The organism is Paenibacillus sp. N3.4 (assembly GCF_008017805.1).
In the GTDB taxonomy this organism is placed as follows: Bacteria; Bacillota; Bacilli; order Paenibacillales; family NBRC-103111; genus Paenibacillus_E.
Window position 1 is genome coordinate 72,158 of sequence record NZ_VRTT01000016.1, and the last position, 26,016, is coordinate 98,173.

Sequence of the window (26,016 nt, forward strand, 5' to 3'; positions counted from 1 at the left end):
CTTGAATGGCCTATTTGGAACTTAACGGACATCAGTGCCGTTATTCGAGCGATCAGAGGCCGATGTCTACGATTTCTCCGCACTTAACGGAACGTATGTCCGGAAGCAGGCGCAAGGCGAGGGATAATGGGCAAATAACGGCTGTTGTGTCCGCTTGCCTATCCAAAGGTGTTACCATCGCAGTCGAGACAGGTGGGTCCGAATTCACAGGGAGCCATTCTTACCTGATTATTTAAAGTCAAGCACGGATTCTAAAAGTGAGCCTTTTTTACTTTTTTTTACTTATAAAGTGCATCCCTTAGAATAGATATTGGAACCCCCCCCCCCCCCGGGTTTTAAGTTTTAAAAGGGGCTTTTTCAGTGGCCTCGATCTTCCCTGACGGTTTTTCTAGTTTGTACAACGGAATAGACGCTTAACGCGACACATGCTGCACTTCGGCACCAGAGTAACATGAGGCTCGGTTTATACCGATTCCAGCTGTAGTTTCATAAAAATAAATGATTGAATTAATTTGAGTGAACACGTTTATTTATTGAAATGAAAGAAAACAACAATTGGATGAATGTGAGAACTTCCAGTAGGATGTAAGAATAGAAGAATTGCAAATACCTCATGGAAGGAAAGATGACGATATGCCATCTGTAACAGGATTAGAAGGAGTTGTGGCAGCAGAAACAGACTTGTCTCTGGTAGACGGGGAAAAAGGCTATCTTGTATATCGTGGATATGAAGCTAAGCAGTTAGCCCTTCACCACAGCTTTGAGGAAATCGCTTATCTGCTTTGGAAAGGGGTGCTGCCCAACGACGAGGTTCTTGCTAATTTTAAGGCTGAGTTTGCCATTCATCGCTCATTATCTGCAGAAGTGAAGGCTGTGATAGATGTGCTTCCGGTGAATAGTGATATGATGAGTGTAGTACGAACAGCGGTATCCGTGATGGGTACAAGTAACGGCGAAGAAAATGTTTGGCCTCCACGTTATGAGGATATTTTGAACTACACTGCCTTGCTTCCAACCATTATTGCTTATACGTATCGACATTCGCGGGGCCTTCGACCTATTGAACCAAAATCAGAGCTCGGGCATGTAGCCAATTATTTATACATGCTGACAGGCGAAATGCCATCGTCCGTTCACGTAAAGGCGCTTACAGCTTATTTTATTTTGGCTATGGAACACGGTATGAATGCTTCTACTTTTGCTGGACGTGTTGTACTCTCAACGCAGTCTGATCTTACTTCGGCGCTGTGTGCGTCCATTGGGGCTATGAAAGGACCGCTTCATGGTGGAGCTCCCTCTGAGGTTCTTCATATGCTTGATGAAATAGGCAGCAAAGACCTTGCGGAGGCGTGGCTCCGATCACAACTGGAAACAGGTCAACGGCTTATGGGCTTTGGCCATCGCATATACAAAACGAGTGATCCGCGCGCAGAGGCGCTTCGAGAAATTATGACGGAGCTTGCTTCGGAGGATCCTTGGTTTGAGCTCGCCATTCATGTGGAAAAGACAGCGGTCGACTTGTTGGCTGAGTATAAACCTGGCAGAAAACTGCTTGCCAATGTAGAATTTTATGCCGCGGCTGTCATGCGGGCTGTCGAGATGCCCACAATCTTATTTACCCCTAGCTTTACAGCTAGCCGAATCGTAGGTTGGACAGCTCATTTTCTGGAGCAAGCAAGCTGCAATCGGATTTTTCGACCGCAATCGATTTATATGGGTGAGATGCCGGAGCGGATTGCCTTCTCCCAAAAGCTTAGCTAACGAATAAAAGCTGTATCTTCCGTCACAGTCTTGACGAGGATACAGCTTTTGACTATTTATAAACTTTCAATTTTAGCTGCAAGATCATGAACGACTTGACTTAGTGTCACTTGCGCGAGTTCTTGTTCCAATGCCTGCTGCGCTCTTTGGAGAGAGGTTTGGAGAACAGATTGAATATTTCTGCCGACCGGACAATTCGGATTAGGTTGTTCATGAAAATGGAACAATTCGGTTTCCTCTGCTACCCCAACAGCACGGTAAATATCGAGCAGTGTGATCTCCTCCGGCGGTTTGGCAAGTGCGGCACCACCCACACCAGGTCTTATATGGATAAAGCCTGCTTTTTTGAGCATGCCGCTCAGCTTCCTCACGATGACAGGATTTACATTAATGCTGCCAGCGATCATTTCGGATGTGCAGTTGATGCCTTTTTCGACATGGATAATGGATAAAATGTGAACACCGATTGTAAAGCGGCTGCTGAACTTTTTCATGAGTTTCACCCTCTTTGTTGTACATAGTTTAATAACAGGGAATAGGAATGTCAAGTGGGCAGCACCATCATCTGCCACACCTCTTTTCTACCAAAAGTATGATAGAATAGGAAGGATAGTAAGTAGGTTTAGCATCCCTGTACAAAGTCAGTTTGGCATTGCCAAACGTGAAGGAGACCCTGTATGACCATTCGATTCGTAATTGGCAGAGCGGGAAGCGGCAAAAGCCAGCGCTGTTTAACTGAAATGAAACAGGTTTTGGCAGCGGAGCCGGAAGGTCACCCGCTTATTCTATTAGTCCCTGAGCAAGCGACGTTTCAGGCCGAGCATGCGTTAGTTTCTGATCCTGCTATTCATGGCATGATTCGCGCGCAGGTGCTAAGTTTTCATCGTTTAGCATGGCGTGTCATGCAGGAGGAAGGAGGCACGGCTAGGCTTCCAATCGACGATACCGGTAAAAAATTGCTCCTGACGAGCATTTTACATAAGCACAAAGCTCAGCTGCAGTTATTCGGACATTCGGCCGAAAAGATGGGGTTCGTGGATCGACTTAATCAACTATTCACCGAAATGAAACGATATTGTGTTACGGCTGAGCAATTGGATGTGCATGAGAGCAAACGGGCAACAACGCTGGGGGAAAGCGGCTTGTTGCGCCAGAAAATGCATGACATTCGGCTTGTTTACAGGTCGTTTGAGTCCGAGCTTGCCCGTCAGTATTTGGATGGAGAGGATTATTTGACTTTATTGGCCGAGCAAATTCCAAATTCGGCTTATTTGAAGTCAGCAACGATTTGGATTGACGGGTTCCATGGTTTTACACCGCAAGAATTTGCCGTATTGGGTGCAATGTTCGCTTCCGCCAGAGACGTAACGGTCACGCTCTGTTTGGATCGCGAGCTGCAAGCGGGAGATACGCCGGATGAACTGGATTTATTTCATCCTACCGCAACGACGATGGTGCGCCTGCAAGAGCTAATTTGGCAGTTAGGTTTGCCTGCCGCCGAGGTTGATGTATTGGCACCGGAAACCTCTCCGCGTTATGAGGACAGCCCGCTTCTGGGCTACTTGGAGCGCAGTTTCGATCAACGTATTGGCGGGAGAGCGCAGCCTTATCAACCGATGGCAGGTGAGAAGCTGAATGATCAGTTCGTCATCCAAGAGGCTGTGCATCGACGTGCTGAGGTGGAAGGCGCTGTCCGGGATATGCTGCAGGTTGTGCGAGAGCAGGGTGTTCGTTGGCGAGAAATCGCCATTATGGTGCGGAACATGGAAGGGTACCAGGATTTATTGAAATCCGTGTTGACCGATTACGAAATTCCTCACTTTTTTGATCAGAAGCGTACGGTCCTGCACCATCCACTTGTTGAATTTATTCGCTCCGCATTGGAAGTTGTGCAGCATAACTGGCATTACGATGCTGTGTTTCGTTGCGCGAAAACGGATTTATTGATACCTATAGATGGCGTAACTGAACGTCAGGAACTCGATAAGTTGGAAAATTATGTGCTTGCCTTCGGAATTCAAGGTTACAGATGGACAGACGGCAAACCATGGACATACCAATTTCGAGCTAACCTTGAACAAGCAAATGAAGGGATTCAGGAGCAAACAGCTGAAATGAATGCTTTAAATAGGAGTAAAGAGTGGATTGTAAAGCCGCTTTTGGCCTTTTCCCAAAAAATTACGCAAGCCAAACATGTAAAGGGACAAGTTGAGGCGCTGTACGAGCTTCTCGTTATTGTGCAGGCTCCGGATAAATTAGAAGCATGGAGTCAGCAGGCACTGGCAGAAGGGAAGCCTGATAAAGCTCGTGAACATGCCCAGATGTGGAACTCGGTGATGGATATGCTGGATCAGCTTGTTGAGACCATGGGTGAAGATCATTTGACCTTGGAACTCTTTAATGGGCTTATCGAGACAGGGATGGAGAGTATGAAGCTTGGCTTGGTGCCCCCATCAATGGATCAGTTATTGATCGGAAGCATGGATCGGACCCGTTCAAGCGGGATTCGTTATGCTTATATCTTGGGTGTCAATGATGGTGTTATCCCGGCTCAGATGGATGAAAAAGGGGTGCTTACCGAGGCGGAAAGGCATGTTTTGACCGAGTCGGGATTGCCGATGGCCGATGGAAGCCGACGCAAGCTGCTGGATGAGCAGTTTATTATTTATACGTCGCTTACGGTGCCAGGCAAAAGGCTTTGGCTCAGCTATCCGTTAGCGGATGAGGAGGGGAAGTCCCTGCTCCCTTCAGAGATCATCAAGCAGTTGAGCCGAATGTTCCGTGGAGCTGAGCGGCCGCTGCTGCTGGCAGAGCCATCTAATGAGACATCAGAAAGTGAGCAATCCGCCTACATGGCGCATCCGATCCCAACGATCTCTTATTTGGCTGTACGCATGAAACATTGGATGTTGGGTGGGAAAATGACCGATCTGTGGTGGGAGACCTACAATTGGTATGTGGACCAACCCGAATGGCGTATGAAGCTGCAAGCGTTAGTTCACGCGCTTCAATACACCAATAAAGAGAAGGCTTTACGACCTGCAACCAGCAGGCTTCTTTATGGACAAAATTTGCGGGCAAGTGTATCGCGAATGGAAAAGTATGTGGCTTGTCCGTTCTCGCACTTTGTATCACATGGACTTAGACTTCAAGAAAGACGTGTGTATCGGTTGGATGCACCCGACATTGGGCAATTGTTTCACGCAGCTTTAAATCAATTCGTCCAAAAGCTCCAGCAGGATCAACTGGATTGGGGCTCGCTGACCGCTGAACAATGCATGGAGCGTTCTGCTCAGGTTGTGGACGAGCTCGCGCCGAGGCTGCAAGGTGAGATTTTGTTAAGCTCTAGCCGCTACGCCTACATAGCCAGAAAGCTTAAACAAGTCGTCGGCAGAGCAGCCATCGTACTTGGCGAGCATGCTAAACACGGTCAATTTATACCGCTCGGCCTGGAGATTGATTTTGGTCCAGGCAAAGATTTGCCTTCACTTACCTTCCAATTGGATAATGGCTGCACCATGGAGATTATTGGTCGGATTGACAGGGTAGACCGTGCTGATGGCGAGCAAGCGTCCTACTGCGTGTCATTGATTATAAATCGAGTCAAACCTCTTTACAGCTGTCAGAGGTTTATTATGGGCTATCGCTGCAAATGCTGACGTATTTGGACGTCATTATTACTCATGCTGAACAGTGGCTGGGCATTTCGGCGAAGCCGGCGGGCGTGCTGTATTTTCACGTGCATAATCCGATGCTGCAGCAAAAAAACGCAATGGACCCTACGGAAGTTGAGAAAGAACTTCGTAAACGGTTCAAAATGAAAGGTCTGATTACGGCCGACGCCGACGTTGCAGGGCTAATGGATGATCAATTGGTGAATAGTGCAGGACATTCTCAACTTATTCCCGTCGCCTTGAAGAAAGATGGAACCTTCTACTCCAGTTCCTCTGTCGTTACGGATGATCAATGGGATGCGCTACGCAAATATGTACGCAAACAGGTGAAACAAATCGGCACGGACATTACAGATGGACACGTGGATATTTCGCCGTACCGTTTAGGTAAAAAAACCGCTTGTATGCATTGTTCTTATAAATCGATCTGTCAAATTGATCCCTTATTTGAGGGCAATGAAGTTCAGGTGTGGAAACAGCGGGGAAAAGAACAAATTTGGTCCGAAATGGAGCAGGAAGTCGAACAATGATGAGGCAAGAAAGGAGCATGCATCTATGAACAAACAGCAACCAAAACCTGCCGGCAGTACATGGACGGACGATCAATGGGATGCAATTACCCTTCATGGTCAAAATATGCTGGTGGCTGCTGCCGCAGGTTCAGGCAAAACCGCTGTACTCGTTGAGCGGATTATTAGACGCATATCCAATGAGTGGGAGCCTATCGATGTGGATCGCTTACTAGTCGCGACCTTTACGAAGGCAGCGGCCGCCGAGATGAAGCATCGTATTCGCGAGGCGCTGGAGAAAGAGCTGATGAAGCAGCCGCATTCCCAACATTTGCGCAAGCAGCTTGCACTGATGGGGCGTGCTTCCATAACTACGCTGCACTCCTTCTGCTTGGAGGTTGTTCAGCGCTACTTCAGCCTCATTCGCCTAGATCCAGGCTTCCGTATCGCCAACGAAACGGAAGCGGATTTGCTTCGTCAGGATTTGCTCGGCGAGATGCTTGAAAGCTACTACGCAGCGAGTGGAGAGAACAGCGCCTTTTGGCGGCTGGTCGATTCCTTTAGCGGCGAACGTAACGACGACGCGATCATGCAGCTTATTCAGAAGCTGTATGATGTGTCGCGCAGCCATCCTTGGCCGACGTATTGGCTAAGAAGTACGGCTTCGATGTTTGGACCACCAGAGACGCAGGCTAAGTCAGACTCAGAGGAAGACATCTCTGATAAAGAGGATGTGCTGCCATATGTTGCCGCTTCGGCAGAGCCAGCGGACTATTCGGTTTGGGAGCAGAGCCTCGTCCGCGATCTTACGCTAGAGCTGGAGGGAGCAGCCGATCTGCTTCAACAGGCACTGCAAATCGCGGAGCAGCCTGGCGGCCCGGCACCTTATTTGGATAATTTGCGGGAAGATATACTGCTCGTACAAAACTTGCGTGAAACAACGAGCTATCCATGGTCCGTTCTGTATCTCGGGTTTCAAACCGTAGAGTTTGGCAAACTCAAAGCTTGTAAGGGCGACGACTACGATAAAGAGCTTCAGGAAGAAGTTAAGGAGCTGCGCAATCGAGCGAAGGATCAAATTAACAAATTGAAGGATGAGTTGTTCGGACGCACACCAGAGCAATTTCATCAGGAAATAGCCGAGATGGCGCCGCTTTTGCATACGTTAGTCGATCTTGTTGTCGATTTCGGACAACGCTATCAGGAAGCCAAAGCAGCAAAAGGGCTGATCGATTTTGCCGACCTGGAACATTATTGCTTGCAAATTCTTTGCGCAGAGGGATCCATCCCCGGTGAATTGGTTCCTTCCGAGGCGGCGCTCTCCTACCGCAGACAGTTTGCAGAAGTGCTGCTTGATGAGTATCAAGATACAAATCGTGTACAAGAAGCCATTGTTGAGTTAATATCCAATACGCAGCCGGGCAATCGCTTTATGGTCGGCGACGTGAAACAGAGTATATATCGGTTTCGACTTGCCGAACCTGGACTTTTTCTGGAGAAGTATAAGGCGTACCGTTCCAATAAAGATGAAAGCCCAGAACCTTCAGGTTTGGGTGGAAGAATTGATTTGGCGCGAAATTTCCGCAGCCGGGTTCAAGTCGTCGATGCGGTCAATTTCATCTTCAAACAAGTGATGAATGAGACGGTAGGTGAGATTGCCTACGACGATCGTGCCGAGCTTGTATATGGAGCGGGCTATCCACCGCCTGACTCCGACTGTTCCGTTGAAATGCTAATTGTAGATCGTGGCTTGAATGCTGTGGATAAAAGTGAATCAATCTCTGATGGCTCCGAGGAACAAGAAGAAAATGATGCAGAAACTTCTGATCCAACGAATGGTGCGTTAGACCCCGTGCTGGAAGCGCAGGAGATGGAAACTGCGCAGCTGGAAGCCCGTGCTATCGCTCTTCAGATCAGACAGATGTTGGGGGATGGCGGCAAACAGGAGCCGTTTCAAGTTTTTGATAAGCGAACGAGTGCTAGCCGACCAGCTACTTATCGGGACATTGTCATTTTGCTGCGCGCTACCCAGATGTGGTCACCTATCCTTATTGACGAGTTGAAGCAGCAAGGAATTCCCGCTTATGCGGAACTAAGCATTGGGTATTTTTCCGCAACAGAAGTGGAAATCATGCTCTCTCTATTGAAAGTCATCGACAATCCGTATCAGGATGTGCCGCTGGCCGCTGTTCTACGCTCTCCTGTTGCACAATTGACGGCAGAAGAGTTGGCGCAAATTCGGGGAACAGACAAAGCTGTGCCTTTCTATGAGTCTGTCTTGCAGCTAGTGCGGCAGCCAGATTCGCAAGATCACTTCAACGATCCAGACCATATCGTCCTATTGCAAAAGCTTAATGACTTTCTTGCACACTTGGAGAAATGGAGAAACGAGGCCAGACAAGGTTCTTTAGCCGATTTAATTTGGAACATTTATAGAGAAACGGGCTATTATGACTTCGCAGGCGCTTTACCCGGAGGTCTGCAGCGCCAGGCCAACTTACGGGCATTGTATGATCGTGCCAGACAGTATGAAAGCACATCGCTGCGCGGATTGTTCCGCTTTCTGAGATTTATTGAGCGAATGAAAGACAGCGGAGGCGATTTGGGTACGGCACGAGCGCTCGGCGAGCAAGAAGATGTTGTTCGCATCATGTCGATCCACAAAAGCAAGGGTCTGGAATTCCCGATTGTTTTCGTTGCCGGTATGGCCAAAATGTTCAATCAACGTGACCTGAACGATGCCTTTTTATTGCATAAAGAGCTCGGGTTCGGGCCTCGTTTTGTAGATACAGCTTTAAGGGTCAGTTATCCGACTTTGCCTTCCTTAGCGATTAAAAGAAGAATGAAGTTGGAACTGCTTGCCGAGGAAATGCGCGTCTTGTATGTTGCTCTTACACGTGCGAGGGAGAAGCTCTATTTACTTGGCACAGTGAAATCGCTAGACAAATTATTGCGTGTATGGGGCCGCCAGCTTGCGAGGTCAGAATGGTATTTACCGGATTTTGAACTGGCTAAAGCGAGAAGTTATCTCGATTGGGTTGGACCTGCGTTGCTGCGCCATCCGAATGCGGCCTTGTGGAGAGAGCGTTTAGGTTTGAGTGAATCATCATCTGGCGTGCGTTTATTGGAAGATAAATCGGAATGGAAGTTAACCGTTCTGACCCCTGAAAGCTTACAAAAAGAAGCCGCAGCTGAGCTCGCGAATACGCTGCCTGATGCAAATCGGCTGGAAGCGACGAGAAACCTTGCTGCTGTTCCTACGAGCGATAAATGGAAGGAATGGCTGGCCGATCGTCTTGCGTGGACATACGCCTACCCAGAAGCGCCTAAGCTTTTTGCTAAAACGACCGTTTCGGAGCTGAAACGATTGTCGGAGCTGAACCGTTTACAGGACGAGTTGGAATACCCTTCAGCAGAGGCAGCAGCTTCTTCAAGGGGATCTGTTTGGCGCAGGCCGAGATTCATGGAAGAAAAGAAGCTGACGGCTGCTGAAAGAGGTACCGTTGTGCATGCGGTTATGCAAAACTTGGCCTTGGATTGTATGCCGACGGAAGCGAGCATTCAGGCCACTTTGGAGCAAATGCTGAGTAAACAGACGCTGACGAATGAGCAGCGGGATGTCGTAGATATCCCGGTCATTCTACAGTTTTTTCAGACGGAGATAGGAAAACGCATGGTCGGAGCGTCCCGTGTTCAGCGTGAGGTTCCGTTCAGCTATGGTCTGCCTGCAGATGAGGTTTATGCAGGCGACAATCATTCAACAACTGGAGAAACCGTGCTGATTCAAGGGATTATCGATTGTTTATTCGAAGACGAGCTCGGGCTTGTCCTTGTTGATTATAAAACGGACGCAGTCAAGGGAAGCGGTGAAAGTGAACTGCAAGTGCGTTATGAGAAGCAAATATCGCTCTATACACGCGCGGTTGAACATAGTTGGAAACGACCTGTGACAAGTAAGTATTTATATTTCTTTGATGGCGCCAAATTATTGGAAATGTAGGTTTGGTCGCGCAATAACTAGTTGTTTCTAGGATTATGAACGAGGAGGTTGAATCTTGCGGATTTTACATACAGGAGATTGGCACTTTGGCAGGACCCTTGAGGGTCGCAGCAGGCTTGTGGAGCAAGCCGCTTTTATGGACGAGCTTGTGCAAATTGTGCAAGAGGAGTCCATTGATTTGGTTCTCATAGCAGGTGACATCTATGATAGCGTGAACCCGCCTGCGGCAGCCGAGCAGCTGTTCTACGAGGGAATAGCGAGACTAGCTGACGGCGGCAAACGTCATGTTGCTGTTATTTCAGGCAACCATGATCATCCGGATCGGCTTGCCGCTTCAGGACCTCTGGCAGCTAAACAAGGAATTACGCTCATAGGCCTGCCTGTTCCTGACATTCAAACCATCGGTATTCCGCGAACAGGTGAGTTAACTAAGCTTGTAGCACTTCCTTATCCGTCGGAATCTCGATTGAAGGAACTGCTCTCGGATGTGGCCGAAGAGGAAGTGCTGCGCAGTAAGTACTCTGAGCGCGTAGGAGCGCTGATACGCAAGCAGGCCGCTTCCTTTGAAGCGGGAACAGTCAATTTGATCATGAGCCACTTGTATGTATTAGGCGGACATGAAACCGAATCGGAGCGACCGATTCAAGTTGGCGGCGCCTATACGGTTGACACCATGGCTTTAACCGCTGGAGCGCAATATGTTGCGCTTGGTCACCTGCATAGACCGCAAAATGTCAAAGCAGACTCACCTATTCGCTACTGTGGTTCGCCTATCGCATATAGCTTTTCGGAAGCTGGTCAAGCCAAATCGGTAACTGTTCTCGATCTGGCTCCAGGCCAAGCGGCTGAACCGAGGGAAATTTTTCTAACTTCTGGCCGGCCCTCGTGAGCTGGAAAGCCAAAGAAGGCGTTCAGCAGGTACATCAATGGCTGGAAGAAGGACGAGATGCCTCGGCGTGGATCGATCTCGAAATCACCATGACCGAAGCGATGTCGATGGAACAAATCCAAACGCTGCGTAAAGCGTATGATGGCTTCATACATATTCGTCCGATTTATCCGGAAATGGAAGTGATACGAGCGGCTGAGCCAAGATCAGCCTTATCCATGGAGGAACATTTCACACGATTCTACTCGCGTCAGACCGGAGGCGCTCAGCCTGAGCCTGAGCTTGTTCAGCTGTTTCTGGAGCTGCTGCAGGAAAATGATCTGGCAGAAGCAGCCGGTGAATAGGGCCGTTTGTGATCTATAGATTAACTTGAATGGTGCTTAGGAATTGTTTATCGAAAGGAGGATTTGAACAATGCGACCGATTCAATTGCAAATATCCGGACTTCAAAGTTATCGCGAGCTGCAAACCATAGAGTTCGGACAGCTTGTCGATGCGGGCGTTTTTGGGATTTTTGGGCCAACAGGCAGCGGGAAATCGTCCATTTTGGATGCCATCACGCTTTCACTCTATGGCAAAGTAGAGCGAGCTAGCGGAGGTACACAGGCCATTATGAATCAAGCCGAGCAGACGCTGTTCGTTTCTTTCACATTTGAACTCACGAATGCGGCCGGAACGGAGCGTTATCGTGTTGAACGGCAATTCAAGCGCGGAACAGAGCAGTCCATTAACGGAACAATTACACGTCTTCTCCATCTTCGTGACAATGAGACGATCGTACTAGCCGACAAAGCGGGAGAAGTGAATCAGCAAGTATATCATATTCTTGGTTTATCGATGCAGGATTTTACGAGAGCCGTTGTGCTTCCGCAAGGAAAATTCGCTGAATTCCTAACGCTTACCGGCAAAGATCGCAGACAAATGCTGCAAAGACTTTTTCATCTGGAACGGTACGGCGACCATTTAAGCGCAAAGGTTAGTTCCTGCGTGAAAGAAACAGACAGTACAATTAAACAACTTGCCGCTGAACAGCAAGGCCTTGGAGATGCTTCGAATCAAGCACTTGAAGAGGCACAAGCAAGATTGGTGGAAGCCGAACAGGAAGCTGTTAGAAGTCGCAATTACTTGCAACAAACGGAAATTTTATATGAAGAGCATAAACAAGTGTTTCAGTGGCAGAGTGAACAAGCGTCACTCGCGAATGAAGTGCTGAAACAGCAAGAACAGGAACAGTCGATTCGGGAAAAAGAACAGCTTTTGCAGCAAGCAGAGCAAGCAGAAAAGGTAGTTCCATATTTGCAGCAGTTTGCTGTGGCTTCTAAGGAATTGTTAACAGGACAAGATCAACTTGATGCAGCCCTGCATAGCCAACGAACAGCTGAAACGACTTATCAACAAGCAACCTTGACGTACGACCATGCACAACAAGAACTGGCTTCCCAAGAGGGGCCTCTGCTGCTGCGTGTGGACCAACTTCAGCAAGCTCTTGTTATCCAGCAGGAGCTTAACCAGGTACAAGCGCAGATAGAAGCCGCACAACGTCAAGAAGGTGAGGCGAAATCTCATTTCACAGCGCTGCAAACGGAACTGGCCAAAAACTTAGAAACGAAGCAAAAAGCGATTCTTAAGCAAGCTGAGTTGAAAGAACAGCTGGCATTAATCGAAACGAATGCTGTTGCTCGGCAGCTGACGCAAGCGGCTAGTCAAGAGAAGCAAGTGATTATGCAGCTTAAAACCCAAGAGCAGGAAGCAAGCCAGAACCAGAAAGAGAAGGAAGCGCTCTATAAAGACTTGGAGCAAAATCACGTTCAATTAGTGAGTAAACAGAAGGTCTTACAGCAAAGACTTTCTATGTGGCAGCAGCAATCACAAGCATTAAGTGATTCTCTTCTAGTCCAACGTGAAAATCTAACTAGATTCATACCTTTTATGCAGGCTAACATAGATGAGCAAAAAATGCGTTGGAAAACACTTGAACGGCATGCGTTGGCTGCGTCTTTGGCTCATGGTCTTCTCGAGGGCGAACCATGTCCTGTTTGTGGAGCAACGGAGCATCCTCTTTTTAAACAACCGAATGACTCCAGAAGTGCTGAAGCTGTTATAGGACATAGTGAGACAGCGACTACCGGTTCGATTGAAGAACTTCTTCAGCATGGAGAAGAGATTCTTCAAAAAGCCAAAGAAAGGCAGTACGCGCATCAGCAATTGCAGCGTAGAATGGCAAGCAGTTATCAACAAGCTATCGAGATGTCAGTCTTCTTTCCTGCTCAGCAAAGGGATGCCACGGAACAGTTGAACAAGGGGCTTTATGAAGCTGCGGTAACGCAAGAAGAGAAAAAAGGGTCTGCGGAATTAAATATGGATGCTGCTCTCCAAACCTGGAGGGCTCTAGAGGAAGCAACAGGATCTTGTCATTCCGATGTAGATCATTTGGAACAGGACTTCCACATGATCCAAAAAGATTGCACAGGACTAGAACAACAGTTCGTTCAAGTTCGTACGCAGCAGCAAACAGCTGCAGACTTGCTCGCAGAAGCTAATCGCCGACTAGTTGCTGTAACAACAACTTTAACGGAGCAAACGCAGCAGTGGCGCGAGCGTTTCATTGAGTTGTCATGGGATACCATTGAACAGCAGCTTGAGCAGTTGCTGGCGAACGAACGTCTGGCGGATGAGCTTCGTGGTCGTATTGAGAAGAGTATTCCTTTCCTCGATGGTTTGGCTGCAAAAATGGAGGAGCTCCAGCGTGCTGCGATGGAGCAGGACAGAGCGGCTCTGCAGCTGCATGAACGGCTGCAGGGGTTGGCGCAATTTGCGGCTGACAAGTCGCGGCAGCTCGCTCTGCGTGCACCCGTCGGTGACGTGCCGCAGCTTATGGCGGAAGCGACCGCCACGCTGGAACGGCTGCGTCTGCTCGCGCAGCAGGCCAAGCATGCGCATGCCGCTGCGCTAGCCGAGCAGTTCGCGGCGACGCAGCGCTACAGCGCCGCCGCCGAAGCAGCTGCCGCCGCGACACGGCAGCTGGCGCACACCGAGCGCGCGCTGCATGGCGCGCTCGAGGAAAACGGCTTCGCGTCGCGCGAAGCGCGGAAGCAGCGGCGCTGGCGCCCGAGCAGCGCCGTCTGTGGACGCAGCTCGCGGCCGAGCACCGCGAGCGCGATCAAGCGCTGCGCGCGCAGCTGGCGCAGCTGGCGGCGAAGCTGCAAGGCCGCGTGCTGAGCGCGGACGAATGGGCGCAGACGCAGACCCAGCTTAGCGCGGCCAAGGCCAGCTCCGAGCTGGCGCTGGAGAAGCGCGCTCAAGCTGCGCAAGGCGCGAGCGAGCTTGCCGTCCGGCATGCGCGTTGGTCCGAGTTGGAAGCGCACCGCATGGAGCTAGCGGCACAGCTGGAGCGGCTTGGTAAGCTGCAAGCGGTGTTGAAGGCGAATGCCTTCGTCGAGTATTTGGCCGAAGAGCAGCTCATGCAGGTCAGCCGCGCCGCTTCAGAGCGGCTGGGTGAGTTGACGCGTCGACGTTATGCCATTGAAGTCGACTCCGGTGGCGGCTTTGTCATTCGTGACGATGCCAACGGAGGGGTGAAGCGACCGGTGAGCACGCTCTCGGGCGGCGAAACCTTCCTCACCTCGCTGGCGCTGGCGTTAGCCCTTTCGGCTCAGATTCAACTCAAAGGGGAATATCCATTGGAGTTTTTCTTCTTGGACGAAGGATTCGGCACCTTGGATCAAGAATTGCTGGATATGGTTATCGGCGCTCTGGAGAAGCTTCATATGGATAGCTTGGCTGTCGGCGTCATTTCACATGTGCCCGAGCTAAGGGCCCGACTTGCGCGCAAGTTGATTGTCCATCCGGCAGAGCCTTCGGGTCGGGGGAGTAGAATTACGCTTGAAGAGCTATAAGAAAAACCTCACAAAAAGGTTGTTGACGATTGAATCGTCAGCAGCCTTTTTTGCTAGTTGAAACAGCACGCTAGGCAACGCATCAAACAAATGTGTACAAGTTGGCCTATCACATAAAGGGTTCCTCGCCACCTGTTTAATGATTTGTGTCAGTCTAAAGCTGTTGTACGATGACGTGGAATACTTCGATAACTATGATGTTCGTTTTTCCCTCACACTCAGAATAACCCCAATGATGATTATCATGCCGCCGATCAAATCAAATAGATGTAAGACTTCGTGTAAAAACAGGGTTGAGAATAACACGCCAAAGAGCGGAACGAGGTTCATTAGCGCTACTGCAGTCCCGGAGCTGAGGTTGCGCAGTCCATAGTTATAAAGCATAAAAGCTGCTACAGAGCAAAAAATGCCAAGATAAAGCAGCATCCAGAGAGACTCCGTGCTTGGCACCTGCCATCTGGACCGTTCAATTATCGCAAGAGGAATAAAGGCAATCGTTCCTGCAATCGTCTGGTAAAAAGAAACGGTTACCATCGAATAGTTTTTGACAACTTTACGTGTGGTAAAGTTATAAGCTGCAAACACAAAGCCCGCCAGAATCAGAATCAAGTTGCCCGTCAACTGGTCAGAACTATCTCTTTGGCTGCCGCCCGAAATTTGATATACGCCGACTACTGCCATCACAATCCCCAGCACCTTCAGCCAGGAAATTTTTACGCGAAATAAAACGAACTCAAGCAGCGCTGTTATCGCCGGGTAAGAAGCGACGATTAGCGCAGCGCTCGATGCCGTTGTCATCTCCAACCCGATATTCTCCAACGCAAAGTAAAGTGTCGTCCCCAATATTCCGCTCAGCCCCATTAATCCCATATCCTTCGGTGTGGGCCTTACAAATTCTTTTCTAGCGAGCATAATAGCTCCTAAAATAACCGAAGCAATTATAAAGCGTGCCGCCCCCAGTGTGAGAGGGGGGAAAGAATTGTAAGCAATCTTAGTCCCGACAAATGAGGTGCTCCATAGCAAAATGGCACTTGTGGCAGTGATGAAGTAAAGGCTATTGCTTTTTGGAGCCTTGGAAAGTACTACCTTCTGGCTTTCATTTGAAACATTCATGTGGTACCTCCAAAGAATTTTAAGGAATTGTTTATAGTAGCTACATATGTAGCTACTATATGAAAGGTATAACATTGGCAATATCTTCTGTCAAGTGTAATAATGGAGTTCGGGGAAGCGAGCGGACCTAATTTGATTGGAGCGGAAGCTAGGAGGTTCTAAATGAAATTAGAAATAATAAACATGCTGCAGGATTTGAATTTTACTGAATATGAAGCCAAAGCGTATCTGGCGCTGCTGGATAAATCACCCTTATCGGGGTATGCGATTTCTTTGAACTCGGGCGTTCCGCGTTCTAAAGTATATGAAGTGCTAAGCGGAATGGTGGAGCGTGGCGAAGTTATGGTCAGCCACGAAGATCCTTCCCTATACACGCCACTTCCACCGCAAGAGCTGATCCGACTGAAAAAAAGCAAAATCGAATCCTCATTCGAAGCTGCCGAAACTGCGCTTGCCCACTACTCTTATCTCTCCTTGAATCGGGAAAACATTTGGAACATTACAGGGTGCGAAGCCATCTTGAGCCGGACCGAGGAAGCTATCAACCGAGCGGCAGGGCGTGTTTTGCTGGAAATCTGGACAGAAGAAGCCAAGAAACTGGAACCGGCGCTGCGCAAGGCCGCGGAACGAGGCGTTGAGATTCTGATTGTTGTTTACGGAGAATTGGAGTTCGAATTTGCGCAGGTCTACCCGCACGATTCGAGCGAAGAGATTACACAGGAATACGGCGGCCGCTGGATTGTGGCGAGCATAGACGACCGCGAAGTGGTAGCTGGCATCGTGTCTCTTGGCACGGACAGCCGTGCGGCTTGGACTATGCATCCCGGTCTCGTCATGCCGATCACCGAGGTTATCATCCATGACTTATACATCTATGAGATTATGCAAGCACACCGCGAAACGCTGGAACAGACATTCGGACCCAATCTAATCGAACTACGAAAAAGGTATAACTTCGGGCCTTCTGGCTACAACATGGCGATGAAGCTAGGGGTGGGGAATTAGCTTAGTATGCTACTTTAACTCACCTGACACGTATTCATGTATAAGCAATTAATCACAATGAAAAGGGGCAAAGACGAATGAGACCAGCTAGAAAAAGAATCGGAATCATGACGTTAGCTATAGGCTTCATCGCAGCTAGCTTGGCCAGTTCTCCTGCGCCTGCTCGAGCGGATATGGTCTGGGATCATTGGCAAAAAGCACAGTCACTTGAAGCAAGCGGGAATAAAGGAGGGGCTGTGCCGCATTGGGAATTTTTAGCCAACCACTATGCAAGCACTGGAGAATGGGAAAATGCAGCGCTCTTCAATGGTCAGTTGGCTGCTTATTATGATGGCGTAGGCAATTATGAACGGGCAATCCCTTATTATGAAATGGAAAATAAGTATTGGGTAAAAGCCGGCAAAGATTGGGGAGCCGTGAAGCTGCAGCGTGCGGATCAAATTCGTACAACGGTTGAACTTTACCGACAAGATGATGACGTATCAGAAATGCAAGCTTTAAGCTTGCCGACAAACGGACAATTGGCGAAGTTTGAACCTGCCTATGGGACTTATTTGGGCATGTATTCGGAGCAGGACCCAAAGGTTGGCAATCTATTTACGAAGATGCCATCGGTGTATGGCAAAAAGCATGCCATTCATCTGGCTTACGCACATTGGGGACAAGGCTTTCCTGATGTTTATGCGAAGAGAGCCAAAGAAGCGGGTGCCGCTTTGCAAATTGCTTGGGAGCCGGATGATGGATTAGATCCTGTTGCGGATGGCGCTTATTTGCGAAAATGGGCTAAGGACGCGAAGGCTTCAGGCATTCCAATTTTCTTGCGCTTTGCCGGTGAGATGAATGGCGCTTGGGTCAAATGGCATGGCAATCCTACGCAATATATCGAGAAATTTCGCATGCTGCATGATGTATTTGCCGCGGAGGCGCCGAATATTGCCATGGTATGGAGCCCCGGCGACGTTCCTGCGAATGATATCGATCCTTACTATCCGGGCGATGCTTATGTGGATTGGGTTGGTGTCAGCCTCTACATTGAGCCCTACGAAAACGGGGATCCTTCGCTGCCATCGATGGTTGCAACAAGCAATGTGGAGCGGTTAACAAGGCTTTACAACACGTACTCCGATCGTAAACCGCTGATGTTAAGCGAGACGGGAGTTCCGCATTACGCCCACGGAGCAGGAGAGGACTTTACAGAGTGGGCCAAGCTGAACTTGCAGTGTTTATACGAGATTATGCCTTATAAATATCCGAGATTGAAAGCTATTACGTATTTTAATGTGGATCAAAAAATGGAAAATGCCAAAAATGATTATTCCCTAAGCAGCTCTTCGGAGATCCAAAGCTACTATAGCAAACTTATTGATAATCCTTACTTGCTCTCTACTGTATCCGATTCAGCAAAGCCTTCCAATGGTAAGGGGTACGTCCCTGTTGATGCCAATCATCAAGCTTTTACAAAGCAAACCAAGCTGATTCCATTTGTGAAAATACCTGAAGTATACATCGGTAAAATCGAGTATGTCCTAAATGGAAGACTCGTAGCGTCTCAAACGGACTTGCCTTATGGGTTGGCGTTAAAAGCGGGCGAGGTGCCGGAAGGGTCTGTGATTCAGATTCGGGTTTATAATCAATCCGGTAAGCAAGTGGCTGTGCGAACGTTTGGCTTATCCTCTCAAGTTTCTGTTCAGATTGATGAGGCAGACGTAAGCTTTGAACAAGCTCCTGTCATTGTGAATGGCGTAACCTTAACGCCGCTGCGCGCGATTTTCGAGGCTCTAGGAGCAAAGATTGACTATGATGCGGCAACGAGAACCGTAACTGCAAGGAAGGGAAGCACTACAGTGCGCCTCACGTTGGATCAGAAGACGGTATTTGTGAATGAGAAGGCCGTACTTTTGGAGGAGCCTGCTCGACTGGTGAATGGCTTTACAGTGGCTCCTGCCCGTTTCGTTGGGGAAGCTTTTGGCGGTAAAGTGGGTTGGGACGGTGCAAGTAGAACCGTTCAGATTGCAACAGGAAAATAAAGAAGGCTATTATAAAAAAGAAGCTGGTCCATGCGCTGACGAAATCGTCAGCCTTGAACCAGCTCTTTTTTGAGTTTTTAGACAGTTTGAAGTGCCTGTTGTACTTCCTGAACAATGGATAGAGCTGCGCTACGAGCACTGGAAAATGCGCGCTCTGCCAACTCGCCTTTGCCTGTACACCCGTCCCCGCAGAAATAGAAAGGAATATTTTCGACGCGTGTAGGTAAAAGGTTATTGCTCGCGATATTTTTAACGCTGGCAACCATGGCTTTCTTCGAAACCCGCTTCACGGCCGTAACATCGCGCCAACCTGGGTAATGCCGATCGAACAATGCTTCCATTTGTAAGGTTTTTTGCTCTAGGTAGGCTTTGCGATCGTCATCGCTATCGAAATTATCGCTGAGATAGGCGATTCCTTGCAGAAGCTGTCCGCCTTCCGGGACCAATGTATGATCCGTTGCAGATACATCGCTGATGAATAATTTGTTGTCCATGTCGCTAATGTAGCTGAAAGGTCGAGCGACAACACGACTTAAGCCGATATCGTATACCATAACTTCAGTAGCTGTATTGGACTCATATGGAGCAAGGAAGGGCTCCCAAGCGGATCCTTTCAGCAGTTTGACAACCTGTTGGACTGGCATTGCAAAGATGACTTTGTCAAAAGCAGCTTCGCGGTTCTTCGTTTGCAGAATGAACTTACGGTCCGCATAGCGGAGGTTTTCAACACCTTCTTGTATGGCGATTTCCCACCGTCCGGTTGTTGTCACTTTTTGCTTCAGCTGATTCGTAATAACGGCCCAACTGCCTAAGATATAATTCACAGGCTTGCTGGAAAGAAACAAATTATGGTAGTACTCGCTAATAACCGCCCCGGATACTTTCCGCGCATCTTCAGGTGTGATAAAGAAATTTGAGCATACCAGATGCTCCCATAACTCTTTAACATCTTCATCCGCGTTTGATTCGGCTAGGTAATCGGCTAACGTTGCATAATTTTTGAGGTTATGAATATTCGCAATAATGGCTGCGATCTCACCTACGAATCGCACTTTTTGAGCGGTGCTTAATAAATCTGTCTTCAAGAGGTTAATCGCATCAAGTGGAGCCGGTGTAAGCTGGTCATGCTTGGCATAAAAAACTTTGCGTTTATCCACTTGCTTGGAGGAGAAAGAAAGTCCCAATTCCCGCTCCATGGAGGTTAGCGTATGACGATCAATTCCGTAGATGGCGTGAGCACCGTAGTTGAGGGTAAACCCTGCTTTTTCGTAAGTGAAAGCTCGCCCGCCCAGTTGTGGACTGCGTTCGAATAGTGTGCCTTCAATATGTGGATTATCAGATAAGTATGCGGCCGCTGTTAATCCTGCCAGACCTCCGCCAATAATAGCTACTTTCATTTTGTTTTCCTCCTTGGGGACTGGTTCTACCTGTAGGGGGGCATTAGGCTCTTCCGAACGAAGGCCGGCCCACAGCCAGGCTAAGTTGTTTTTCATCATGGAGAGCAAATCGGCATTGTTTTGGTTGCACCAGGTTTGGAGCGTTCCGGTGTACATGCAAGTGAGCAGTTCAATTTTTCTGGGTTCAGGCAGCCAGCGCAGCAAGCTCTCCGAGAGAGTTTCCAAATATTGCTGTTCTTCTGCTCTGACGGTTTCATTTTGCAGGGATAGTGCTTGTAAACTGCGTATTAGACGAGCTGACAAATGAATGTTGGACGCTAAGTCTAGAAATAATCGATTGATATGGCCTTCAAGGGATTGAACCTTGGAAGGGGGCTGTTTCACCCATTCTTGAATCAATTCGGTTTGCTGGCCATAAAGAGCAGAAATAATAGCATCTTTACTTTTGAAGTAATGATAAAAAGTTCCTTTGGAGGTACTGGTCGCTGCGATGATGTCATCTACAGAAACACTTTCGTAGCCTTTTTCCATAAACATGGCCAAGGCGACTTCCATCATCACGTCACGCTTCTTGCGTGTGGTGTCTCTCATGAATTGACTCATCCACGCACTCCGTTCCAAACATCGATTTATTCTTATTATATGAAAAAATAGACTCACAGTCTACATGTTAATTAACCAAAGTATAAATATTGAAAAGGAAAAAACTATTCTAATGATTATTTACCGTGTGGAACGGCTGTATACGGCCTATACTTTAGAGCAGATGCACGAGAAAGGATGAATGCAACACTTGTTTAAAACTGATCTAGGTTGGCATTCTTTTTTTGAACAAGCCTTTGAACCTTTCCGAAAGGAAGGGTACCAAGTAGGTCGAGTGACACTGGAACATAAACATATGTACCGGGTTCAAACGGAAATTGGCGAGGCCTTAGCCGAGGTTTCGGGGAAAATGCGTCATTTGGCTGATCGACGGGAAGACTACCCTGCCGTGGGAGATTGGGTCGTTCTCTCCATTCGGGAGGAAGAGCAGCGTGCAACCGTTCACGCCATCTTGCCCCGCAGAAGTAAGTTTTCCCGCAAAGTAGCAGGTCAAGTCACGGAAGAGCAGATTGTGGCAACAAATGTGGATACTGTCTTTTTGGTAACAGCACTTAACCTTGATTTCAATGTGCGACGTTTAGAACGATATCTTGTATTAGCCTGGGAGAGCGGCGCCAGTCCTGTAATTGTCTTGAGTAAGGCTGATTTGTGTGATAACCCGGAAGAGTTAGCCGCAGAGGTCTCCGCTGTTGCTTTTGGTGTTCCGATTCATATTATTAGTACGGCGGAAAACCGCGGCCTAGAAGAGCTTGCTGTATACATCACTAAGGGCCAAACGGTCGCGCTTTTAGGCTCTTCAGGAGTGGGAAAGTCAACCTTAGTGAATCGTATCTTTGGGGATGATAGGTTGGATACCGGAGATATTCGCACGGGTGATGACAAAGGGAAGCATACGACTACCCACCGTGAGCTGATCATGCTGCCTGGAGGCGGTATTTTAATTGACACACCGGGGATGCGAGAGCTTCAATTATGGGATGCCCCTGAGGGGTTGAGCGCTTCCTTTCAAGATGTGGAGGCATTGGCGGAACAGTGTTTCTATCAGGATTGCGGGCATGAGAATGAGCCCAAATGTGCAGTGAAAAATGCGCTGGATGATGGAAAATTGGATAATGAGCGTTTTCGAAGCTACCGGAAGCTTCAAAAGGAGCTTGCTTATTTGGCCCGCAAAGAAGATAAGGGACTTCAGGCTGCTGAGAAAGCGAAATGGAAGAAGATTCACCAGTCTGTAAAAAGTCAGCCTCATCGTTAAAATCTCATGGGTCGGATGAGCGATGGGACGGACCATGAATATACAAGGGCCTTTTTACCTTTTGGCTATGGTTATGGTTTTCCTTACTACGGGTATCCGGGATATGGTTTTGGCAGACGTCGTTTCGTTAGACAAATTCTTCCGTTGGCTGGCTTTGTCGTCCTATCGTTACTGCCTTATTACTAGGAATCTAGGATATAAATGCTAGAAGTATCGTGCCTTTGGCATGATATTTCTTTTTTTGCAGCTATACCATTTTAATCAGTTAATTGGATTGGATTTTTTCGTTTATTTCCGATAAAATTAAAGATAGAAGTTTGAAGAAGGTGGAGGGGACAAGCTAAGCGATGAGTGATTGTATTTTTTGTAAAATAGTTGAGGGCGAGCTTCCCTCTAAAAAAGTGTATGAAGACGATGAAATTTTGGCATTTCATGATATTCAACCTGCCGCACCCATTCATGTGCTGATTATTCCCAAGAAGCATATCGCTTCATTGGACGATGCAGGGCCAGAGGATTGGGCAGTTATCGGGCACATTCAGCGTGTTGCGAAGCAAGTTGCCAGTGAATCAGGTGTCTCTGAATCAGGATACCGTGTCGTGACGAATGTTGGAGCTAACGCAGGACAAATTGTCCATCATCTTCATTATCACCTCATGGGTGGGGCTAGATTATCTCCTTTAGGTTTGCATAACTAGGGTTGTTTTTGAGAAAGCTTAGGATTCCGATTGACACTCTAATTACTATAACCTATAATGAGATTTGATGAACCGTTTTATCTTAGATGGTCTGTTCGGAGGGAGGGAAAACTGTTGTCAGAAACTCGAGTTCGTAAGAACGAAACTATAGATGCTGCACTTCGTCGCTTTAAGCGTTCCATCGCTAAGGATGGCATTCTAGCAGAGGTTAAAAAACGTAAACATTATGACAAGCCTAGCGTTAAGCGTAAGCTTAAATCTGAGGCTGCTCGGAAGAGAAAGTTCTAGGAGGCAACATGAGCTTAAGCGATCGATTAAACGAAGATATGAAGCAAGCGATGAAGAGTCAGGACAAGTTCAAACTCTCCGTAATCCGTATGGTTCGGTCTACTATTAAGAATTCAGAAATAGATCTGAAGAGAGCCTTAGATGACAATGAAGTGCTTGATGTTCTAACTCGTGAAATCAAACAGCGTAAGGATTCCCTCCAAGAGTTTGCAAAGGCGGGCAGAGATGATCTGGCCGACAACCTGAAAGCAGAACTTGTTATTTTAGCTGAGTACATGCCGCAACAGCTTTCTGAGGAAGAAGTGAAAGCCATTGTACAGCAGACCATCCAGCAAGTTGGTGCTTCTTCCAAAGCGGATATGGGCAAAGTGATGACGGCATTGATGCCTCAGGTAAAAGGACGCGCTGATGGCAAGATTATCAATCAGTTAGTCCAACAATTATTGGGATAATACAAACAAAAAATGTATGAAAAGACCGTGTGGAATTCGTTCCTCTCGGTCTTTTGTTTTTTTCTGGGCATAAAGTGAAACAGTTTGTGCGATTAAACGTACAAAGTAAGGTTAGGAGATTTTAGGAAAGGAGTGAAAGTGTATGTTTGCAGAAAACTTGTCCGCCTTCCTTACTCATCCGATTACAGCTACTGTTCTTTTAATTGTCGGTATTGTAGGAATTGCGCTGGAGCTGTTGTTTTTTAGCAGCGGTTTACTTGCCCTAGCGGGTGTTGTAAGTTTTGGGCTTTATTTTCTCGGATTCTATTTAGCTGGTTTCGCAGGATTCGGCGACCTAGCGATATTCGGAATTGGACTCTTACTGCTTATTTTGGAATTGGTCATTCCAAGCTTCGGCATTTTAAGTGTCTTGGGGGCAATTTGTTTATTCGGCGGGGTGATCATGGCTTCTTCGGATCCCAAGGAAGCCGCGGTCATGCTTGGTGTAGCGTTGCTGATAGCCATAGTAGCCATCTCCTATGCGATCAGAACCTTTAAGCATCGCGGCGTATGGAACCGTTTTATTTTAAAGGAGCAGCTGTCAACGGATAAAGGATATACGTCGAGTCCTGATCGCTCTTATTTAATTGGAATGACAGGCGAAGCTATAACGCCGCTCCGTCCGGCAGGCACTGCGCTCATTAATGATGAACGTGTGGATGTTGTGACAGATGGCAGCTTTATTCAAAACGCTAAATTAATTATCGTGGTGCAGGTTGAAGGCGTTCGTGTTGTGGTTAAAGAATATGAACAATAAGAAAATGTGAGATTCTTAGGAGGAATTCAGGTATGACTATAGAACCAGGCTTGTATTTAGTATTGCTCGTAGCCATTGTTATCATAGCTTTATCGATATTATTAAGTATTGTTCCTGTGATGTTGTGGATTTCCGCATTAGCTTCCGGTGTGCGTATTAGCATTATCACATTGATTGCCATGAGACTTCGTCGTGTTACGCCAAGCAGAATCGTCAATCCAATGATTAAGGCGACAAAAGCAGGAATTGATCTCAGCGTGAATCAACTTGAGAGTCATTTTCTTGCCGGTGGTAATGTAGACCGTGTAGTGAATGCTTTGATTGCGGCTCATCGCGCGAAAATTCATTTGGAGTTTGAACGTGCCGCCGCGATTGATTTGGCTGGACGCGATGTTTTGCTAGCGGTTCAAATGAGCGTTAATCCTCGTGTTATTGAAACACCGAATGTATCCGCTGTTGCCAAGAACGGGATTGAAGTCAAAGTTATCGCTCGAGTAACGGTTCGTGCGAACATTGACCGTTTGGTTGGGGGCGCAGGCGAAGAAACGATCATTGCCCGTGTTGGGGAAGGGATTGTAACGACGGTTGGTTCCAGCGACTCTCACAAGGATGTATTGGAAAATCCCGATATGATCTCGCGCACGGTATTGGGTAAAGGCTTGGATGCGGGAACAGCTTTCGAAATCTTATCCATTGATATCGCGGACGTGGATGTAGGTAAAAATATCGGTGCGCATTTACAAACCGAGCAAGCGGAAGCGGATAAACGTATTGCCCAGGCCAAAGCAGAAGAAAGACGTGCGATGGCTGTAGCTGCCGAACAAGAGATGAAAGCTAAAGTTGTCGAAATGCGTGCGAGGGTTGTCGAATCGGAATCCCAAGTGCCGCTTGCGATGGCAGAAGCACTTCGAAGCGGTAAGCTTGGCGTTATGGATTATATGAATCTTAAAAATATTGAGTCGGATACACAAATGCGTTCTTCTTTAGGTAAGAATAACGAAGGCAAAAGCGAGAAGGAATAATGACCGTTTTCCATAAGGATAATGTTTAGGAGGTGATCCCTTGGAACAACTGATCGAGTTTTTGCTGAAACACTGGTACCTAGTCATTATTGCCATCACTTTTCTTTATCAGCTGCGCAACAAAAAGAATCAGAGTACGCAAAGCAATCGCAATGGAACAGGGATGCCTTCCTTCGGAGACAGTCAAGGGGCGCCCAGAAGAGCCCCAGAAGCGCGTGGGGTACCTGTGCAGGGACAAATGCCCATGAAGCAAATGGAAAGCGCTCAAAGCGTATACGCTCGTTCTGAAACGCAGCGACCTATGGATTCGTCAATGAAGCCGAAAGCATCACCTTTCGGTTCATCGGCCAAGGCTAGTACGGAGAGCTCTCCCATTTATGAGGATGATATATCCACATCGAGCCGTTTTCCTGAACAACCGACTCAAGATCAGCTGCTGCAAGGTATCGTGTGGGCCGAAATCCTCGGCCGCCAAGGTCAAAAAAGCCGCACCGAAGGTAATCTCTTTATACTTAACGCCCTCTTGAAATTCCAAGACGGGCGTTTTTCTCATGTAAATTTTTCACATAAAAACCGCTCTTCCCGCATAATTTGGAAGAAAGTCTGGTGCTTTCCTGCTGTCATGATCATCTAG

General features: G+C 47.9%; 19 protein-coding genes and 2 pseudogenes. 18 read left to right on the top strand and 3 right to left on the bottom strand.

Annotated elements, in window-relative coordinates:
• Nucleotides 1-5: 5 nt before the first annotated feature.
• Both FU659_RS35350 and FU659_RS10675 read left to right on the top strand, forming a co-directional pair.
• Complete coding sequence (locus FU659_RS35350) at nt 6-236, top strand: hypothetical protein (protein WP_187274066.1); 231 nt, start codon at nt 6-8, stop codon at nt 234-236.
• A 397-nt stretch (nt 237-633) separates the two neighbouring features.
• Nucleotides 634-1,761 carry a citrate synthase/methylcitrate synthase gene (locus tag FU659_RS10675; RefSeq protein ID WP_147947563.1) on the top strand — a complete coding sequence of 376 codons (1,128 nt, stop codon included), beginning with the start codon at nt 634-636 and terminating at the stop codon, nt 1,759-1,761.
• 56 nt (nt 1,762-1,817) lie between these two features.
• Here the strand turns inward: FU659_RS10675 and FU659_RS10680 are convergent, their stop codons facing one another.
• On the bottom strand, nt 1,818-2,255 hold the full coding sequence (locus FU659_RS10680) for an Rrf2 family transcriptional regulator (RefSeq protein WP_147947564.1): 438 nt from the start codon (nt 2,253-2,255) through the stop codon (nt 1,818-1,820).
• Nucleotides 2,256-2,438: 183 nt separating this feature from the next.
• On the opposite strand from FU659_RS10680, the gene addB reads away from it, so the two are divergent.
• From addB to FU659_RS10705, 6 genes and pseudogenes are all read left to right on the top strand, one after another.
• A complete protein-coding gene (gene addB / locus FU659_RS10685) occupies nt 2,439-5,420 on the top strand; it encodes a helicase-exonuclease AddAB subunit AddB (RefSeq protein ID WP_261807741.1) in 2,982 nt (993 codons plus the stop codon).
• On the top strand, nt 5,381-5,965 hold the full coding sequence (locus tag FU659_RS37025; protein ID WP_261807747.1) for a PD-(D/E)XK nuclease family protein: 585 nt from the start codon (nt 5,381-5,383) through the stop codon (nt 5,963-5,965). The genes addB and FU659_RS37025 overlap by 40 nt, the downstream gene beginning before the upstream one ends.
• Nucleotides 5,966-5,990: 25 nt before the next feature.
• Nucleotides 5,991-9,944: a helicase-exonuclease AddAB subunit AddA gene (addA, locus tag FU659_RS10690; RefSeq protein WP_147947565.1), complete on the top strand. Its 3,954-nt coding sequence runs from the start codon at nt 5,991-5,993 to the stop codon at nt 9,942-9,944.
• 55 nt (nt 9,945-9,999) lie between these two features.
• Nucleotides 10,000-11,177: pseudogene (locus FU659_RS10695) on the top strand (exonuclease SbcCD subunit D).
• A 70-nt stretch (nt 11,178-11,247) separates the two neighbouring features.
• A complete protein-coding gene (locus FU659_RS10700; RefSeq protein ID WP_147947566.1) occupies nt 11,248-14,052 on the top strand; it encodes an AAA family ATPase in 2,805 nt (934 codons plus the stop codon).
• 113 nt (nt 14,053-14,165) lie between these two features.
• A pseudogene (locus tag FU659_RS10705) lies at nt 14,166-14,729 on the top strand (SbcC/MukB-like Walker B domain-containing protein); the annotation flags it as partial.
• Nucleotides 14,730-14,921: 192 nt separating this feature from the next.
• On the opposite strand, the gene FU659_RS10710 reads toward FU659_RS10705, so the two are convergent.
• Nucleotides 14,922-15,842 carry a DMT family transporter gene (locus FU659_RS10710; RefSeq protein ID WP_147947568.1) on the bottom strand — a complete coding sequence of 307 codons (921 nt, stop codon included), beginning with the start codon at nt 15,840-15,842 and terminating at the stop codon, nt 14,922-14,924.
• A 162-nt stretch (nt 15,843-16,004) separates the two neighbouring features.
• Here FU659_RS10710 and FU659_RS10715 point away from each other — a divergent pair, with 162 nt between their 5' ends.
• Nucleotides 16,005-16,847 (top strand): TrmB family transcriptional regulator, encoded by an 843-nt coding sequence (locus FU659_RS10715; RefSeq protein WP_147947569.1) that lies wholly within the window; start codon nt 16,005-16,007, stop codon nt 16,845-16,847.
• A gap of 77 nt (nt 16,848-16,924) precedes the next feature.
• The gene (locus FU659_RS10720; RefSeq protein ID WP_147947570.1) at nt 16,925-18,874 is read left to right on the top strand and encodes a stalk domain-containing protein; all 1,950 of its coding nucleotides are present in this window, start codon (nt 16,925-16,927) and stop codon (nt 18,872-18,874) included.
• A gap of 77 nt (nt 18,875-18,951) precedes the next feature.
• On the opposite strand, the gene FU659_RS10725 is transcribed toward FU659_RS10720, so the two are convergent.
• Nucleotides 18,952-20,874 carry an FAD-dependent oxidoreductase gene (locus FU659_RS10725; RefSeq protein WP_147947571.1) on the bottom strand — a complete coding sequence of 641 codons (1,923 nt, stop codon included), beginning with the start codon at nt 20,872-20,874 and terminating at the stop codon, nt 18,952-18,954.
• A 190-nt stretch (nt 20,875-21,064) separates the two neighbouring features.
• Between FU659_RS10725 and rsgA the strand changes: the two genes are divergently transcribed.
• The 8 genes from rsgA to FU659_RS10760 all read left to right on the top strand — a co-directional run bounded on the left by rsgA (nt 21,065) and on the right by FU659_RS10760 (nt 26,016).
• Nucleotides 21,065-22,126, top strand: coding sequence for a ribosome small subunit-dependent GTPase A (gene rsgA, locus FU659_RS10730; RefSeq protein WP_261807743.1), 1,062 nt, complete (start codon nt 21,065-21,067; stop codon nt 22,124-22,126).
• Nucleotides 22,127-22,132: 6 nt separating this feature from the next.
• A complete protein-coding gene (locus tag FU659_RS36310) occupies nt 22,133-22,312 on the top strand; it encodes a hypothetical protein (protein WP_222708526.1) in 180 nt (59 codons plus the stop codon).
• A 161-nt stretch (nt 22,313-22,473) separates the two neighbouring features.
• Nucleotides 22,474-22,824 carry a histidine triad nucleotide-binding protein gene (locus FU659_RS10735; protein ID WP_147947573.1) on the top strand — a complete coding sequence of 117 codons (351 nt, stop codon included), beginning with the start codon at nt 22,474-22,476 and terminating at the stop codon, nt 22,822-22,824.
• 114 nt (nt 22,825-22,938) lie between these two features.
• Nucleotides 22,939-23,112, top strand: a complete 174-nt coding sequence (gene rpsU / locus FU659_RS10740; protein WP_029195880.1) for a 30S ribosomal protein S21 — start codon at nt 22,939-22,941, stop codon at nt 23,110-23,112.
• A gap of 8 nt (nt 23,113-23,120) precedes the next feature.
• On the top strand, nt 23,121-23,564 hold the full coding sequence (locus tag FU659_RS10745; protein WP_147947574.1) for a GatB/YqeY domain-containing protein: 444 nt from the start codon (nt 23,121-23,123) through the stop codon (nt 23,562-23,564).
• A gap of 142 nt (nt 23,565-23,706) precedes the next feature.
• On the top strand, nt 23,707-24,360 hold the full coding sequence (locus FU659_RS10750) for an NfeD family protein (RefSeq protein WP_147947575.1): 654 nt from the start codon (nt 23,707-23,709) through the stop codon (nt 24,358-24,360).
• A gap of 32 nt (nt 24,361-24,392) precedes the next feature.
• Nucleotides 24,393-25,382, top strand: coding sequence for a flotillin-like protein FloA (gene floA, locus FU659_RS10755; protein ID WP_147947576.1), 990 nt, complete (start codon nt 24,393-24,395; stop codon nt 25,380-25,382).
• A gap of 40 nt (nt 25,383-25,422) precedes the next feature.
• Nucleotides 25,423-26,016, top strand: a complete 594-nt coding sequence (locus FU659_RS10760; protein WP_147947577.1) for a hypothetical protein — start codon at nt 25,423-25,425, stop codon at nt 26,014-26,016.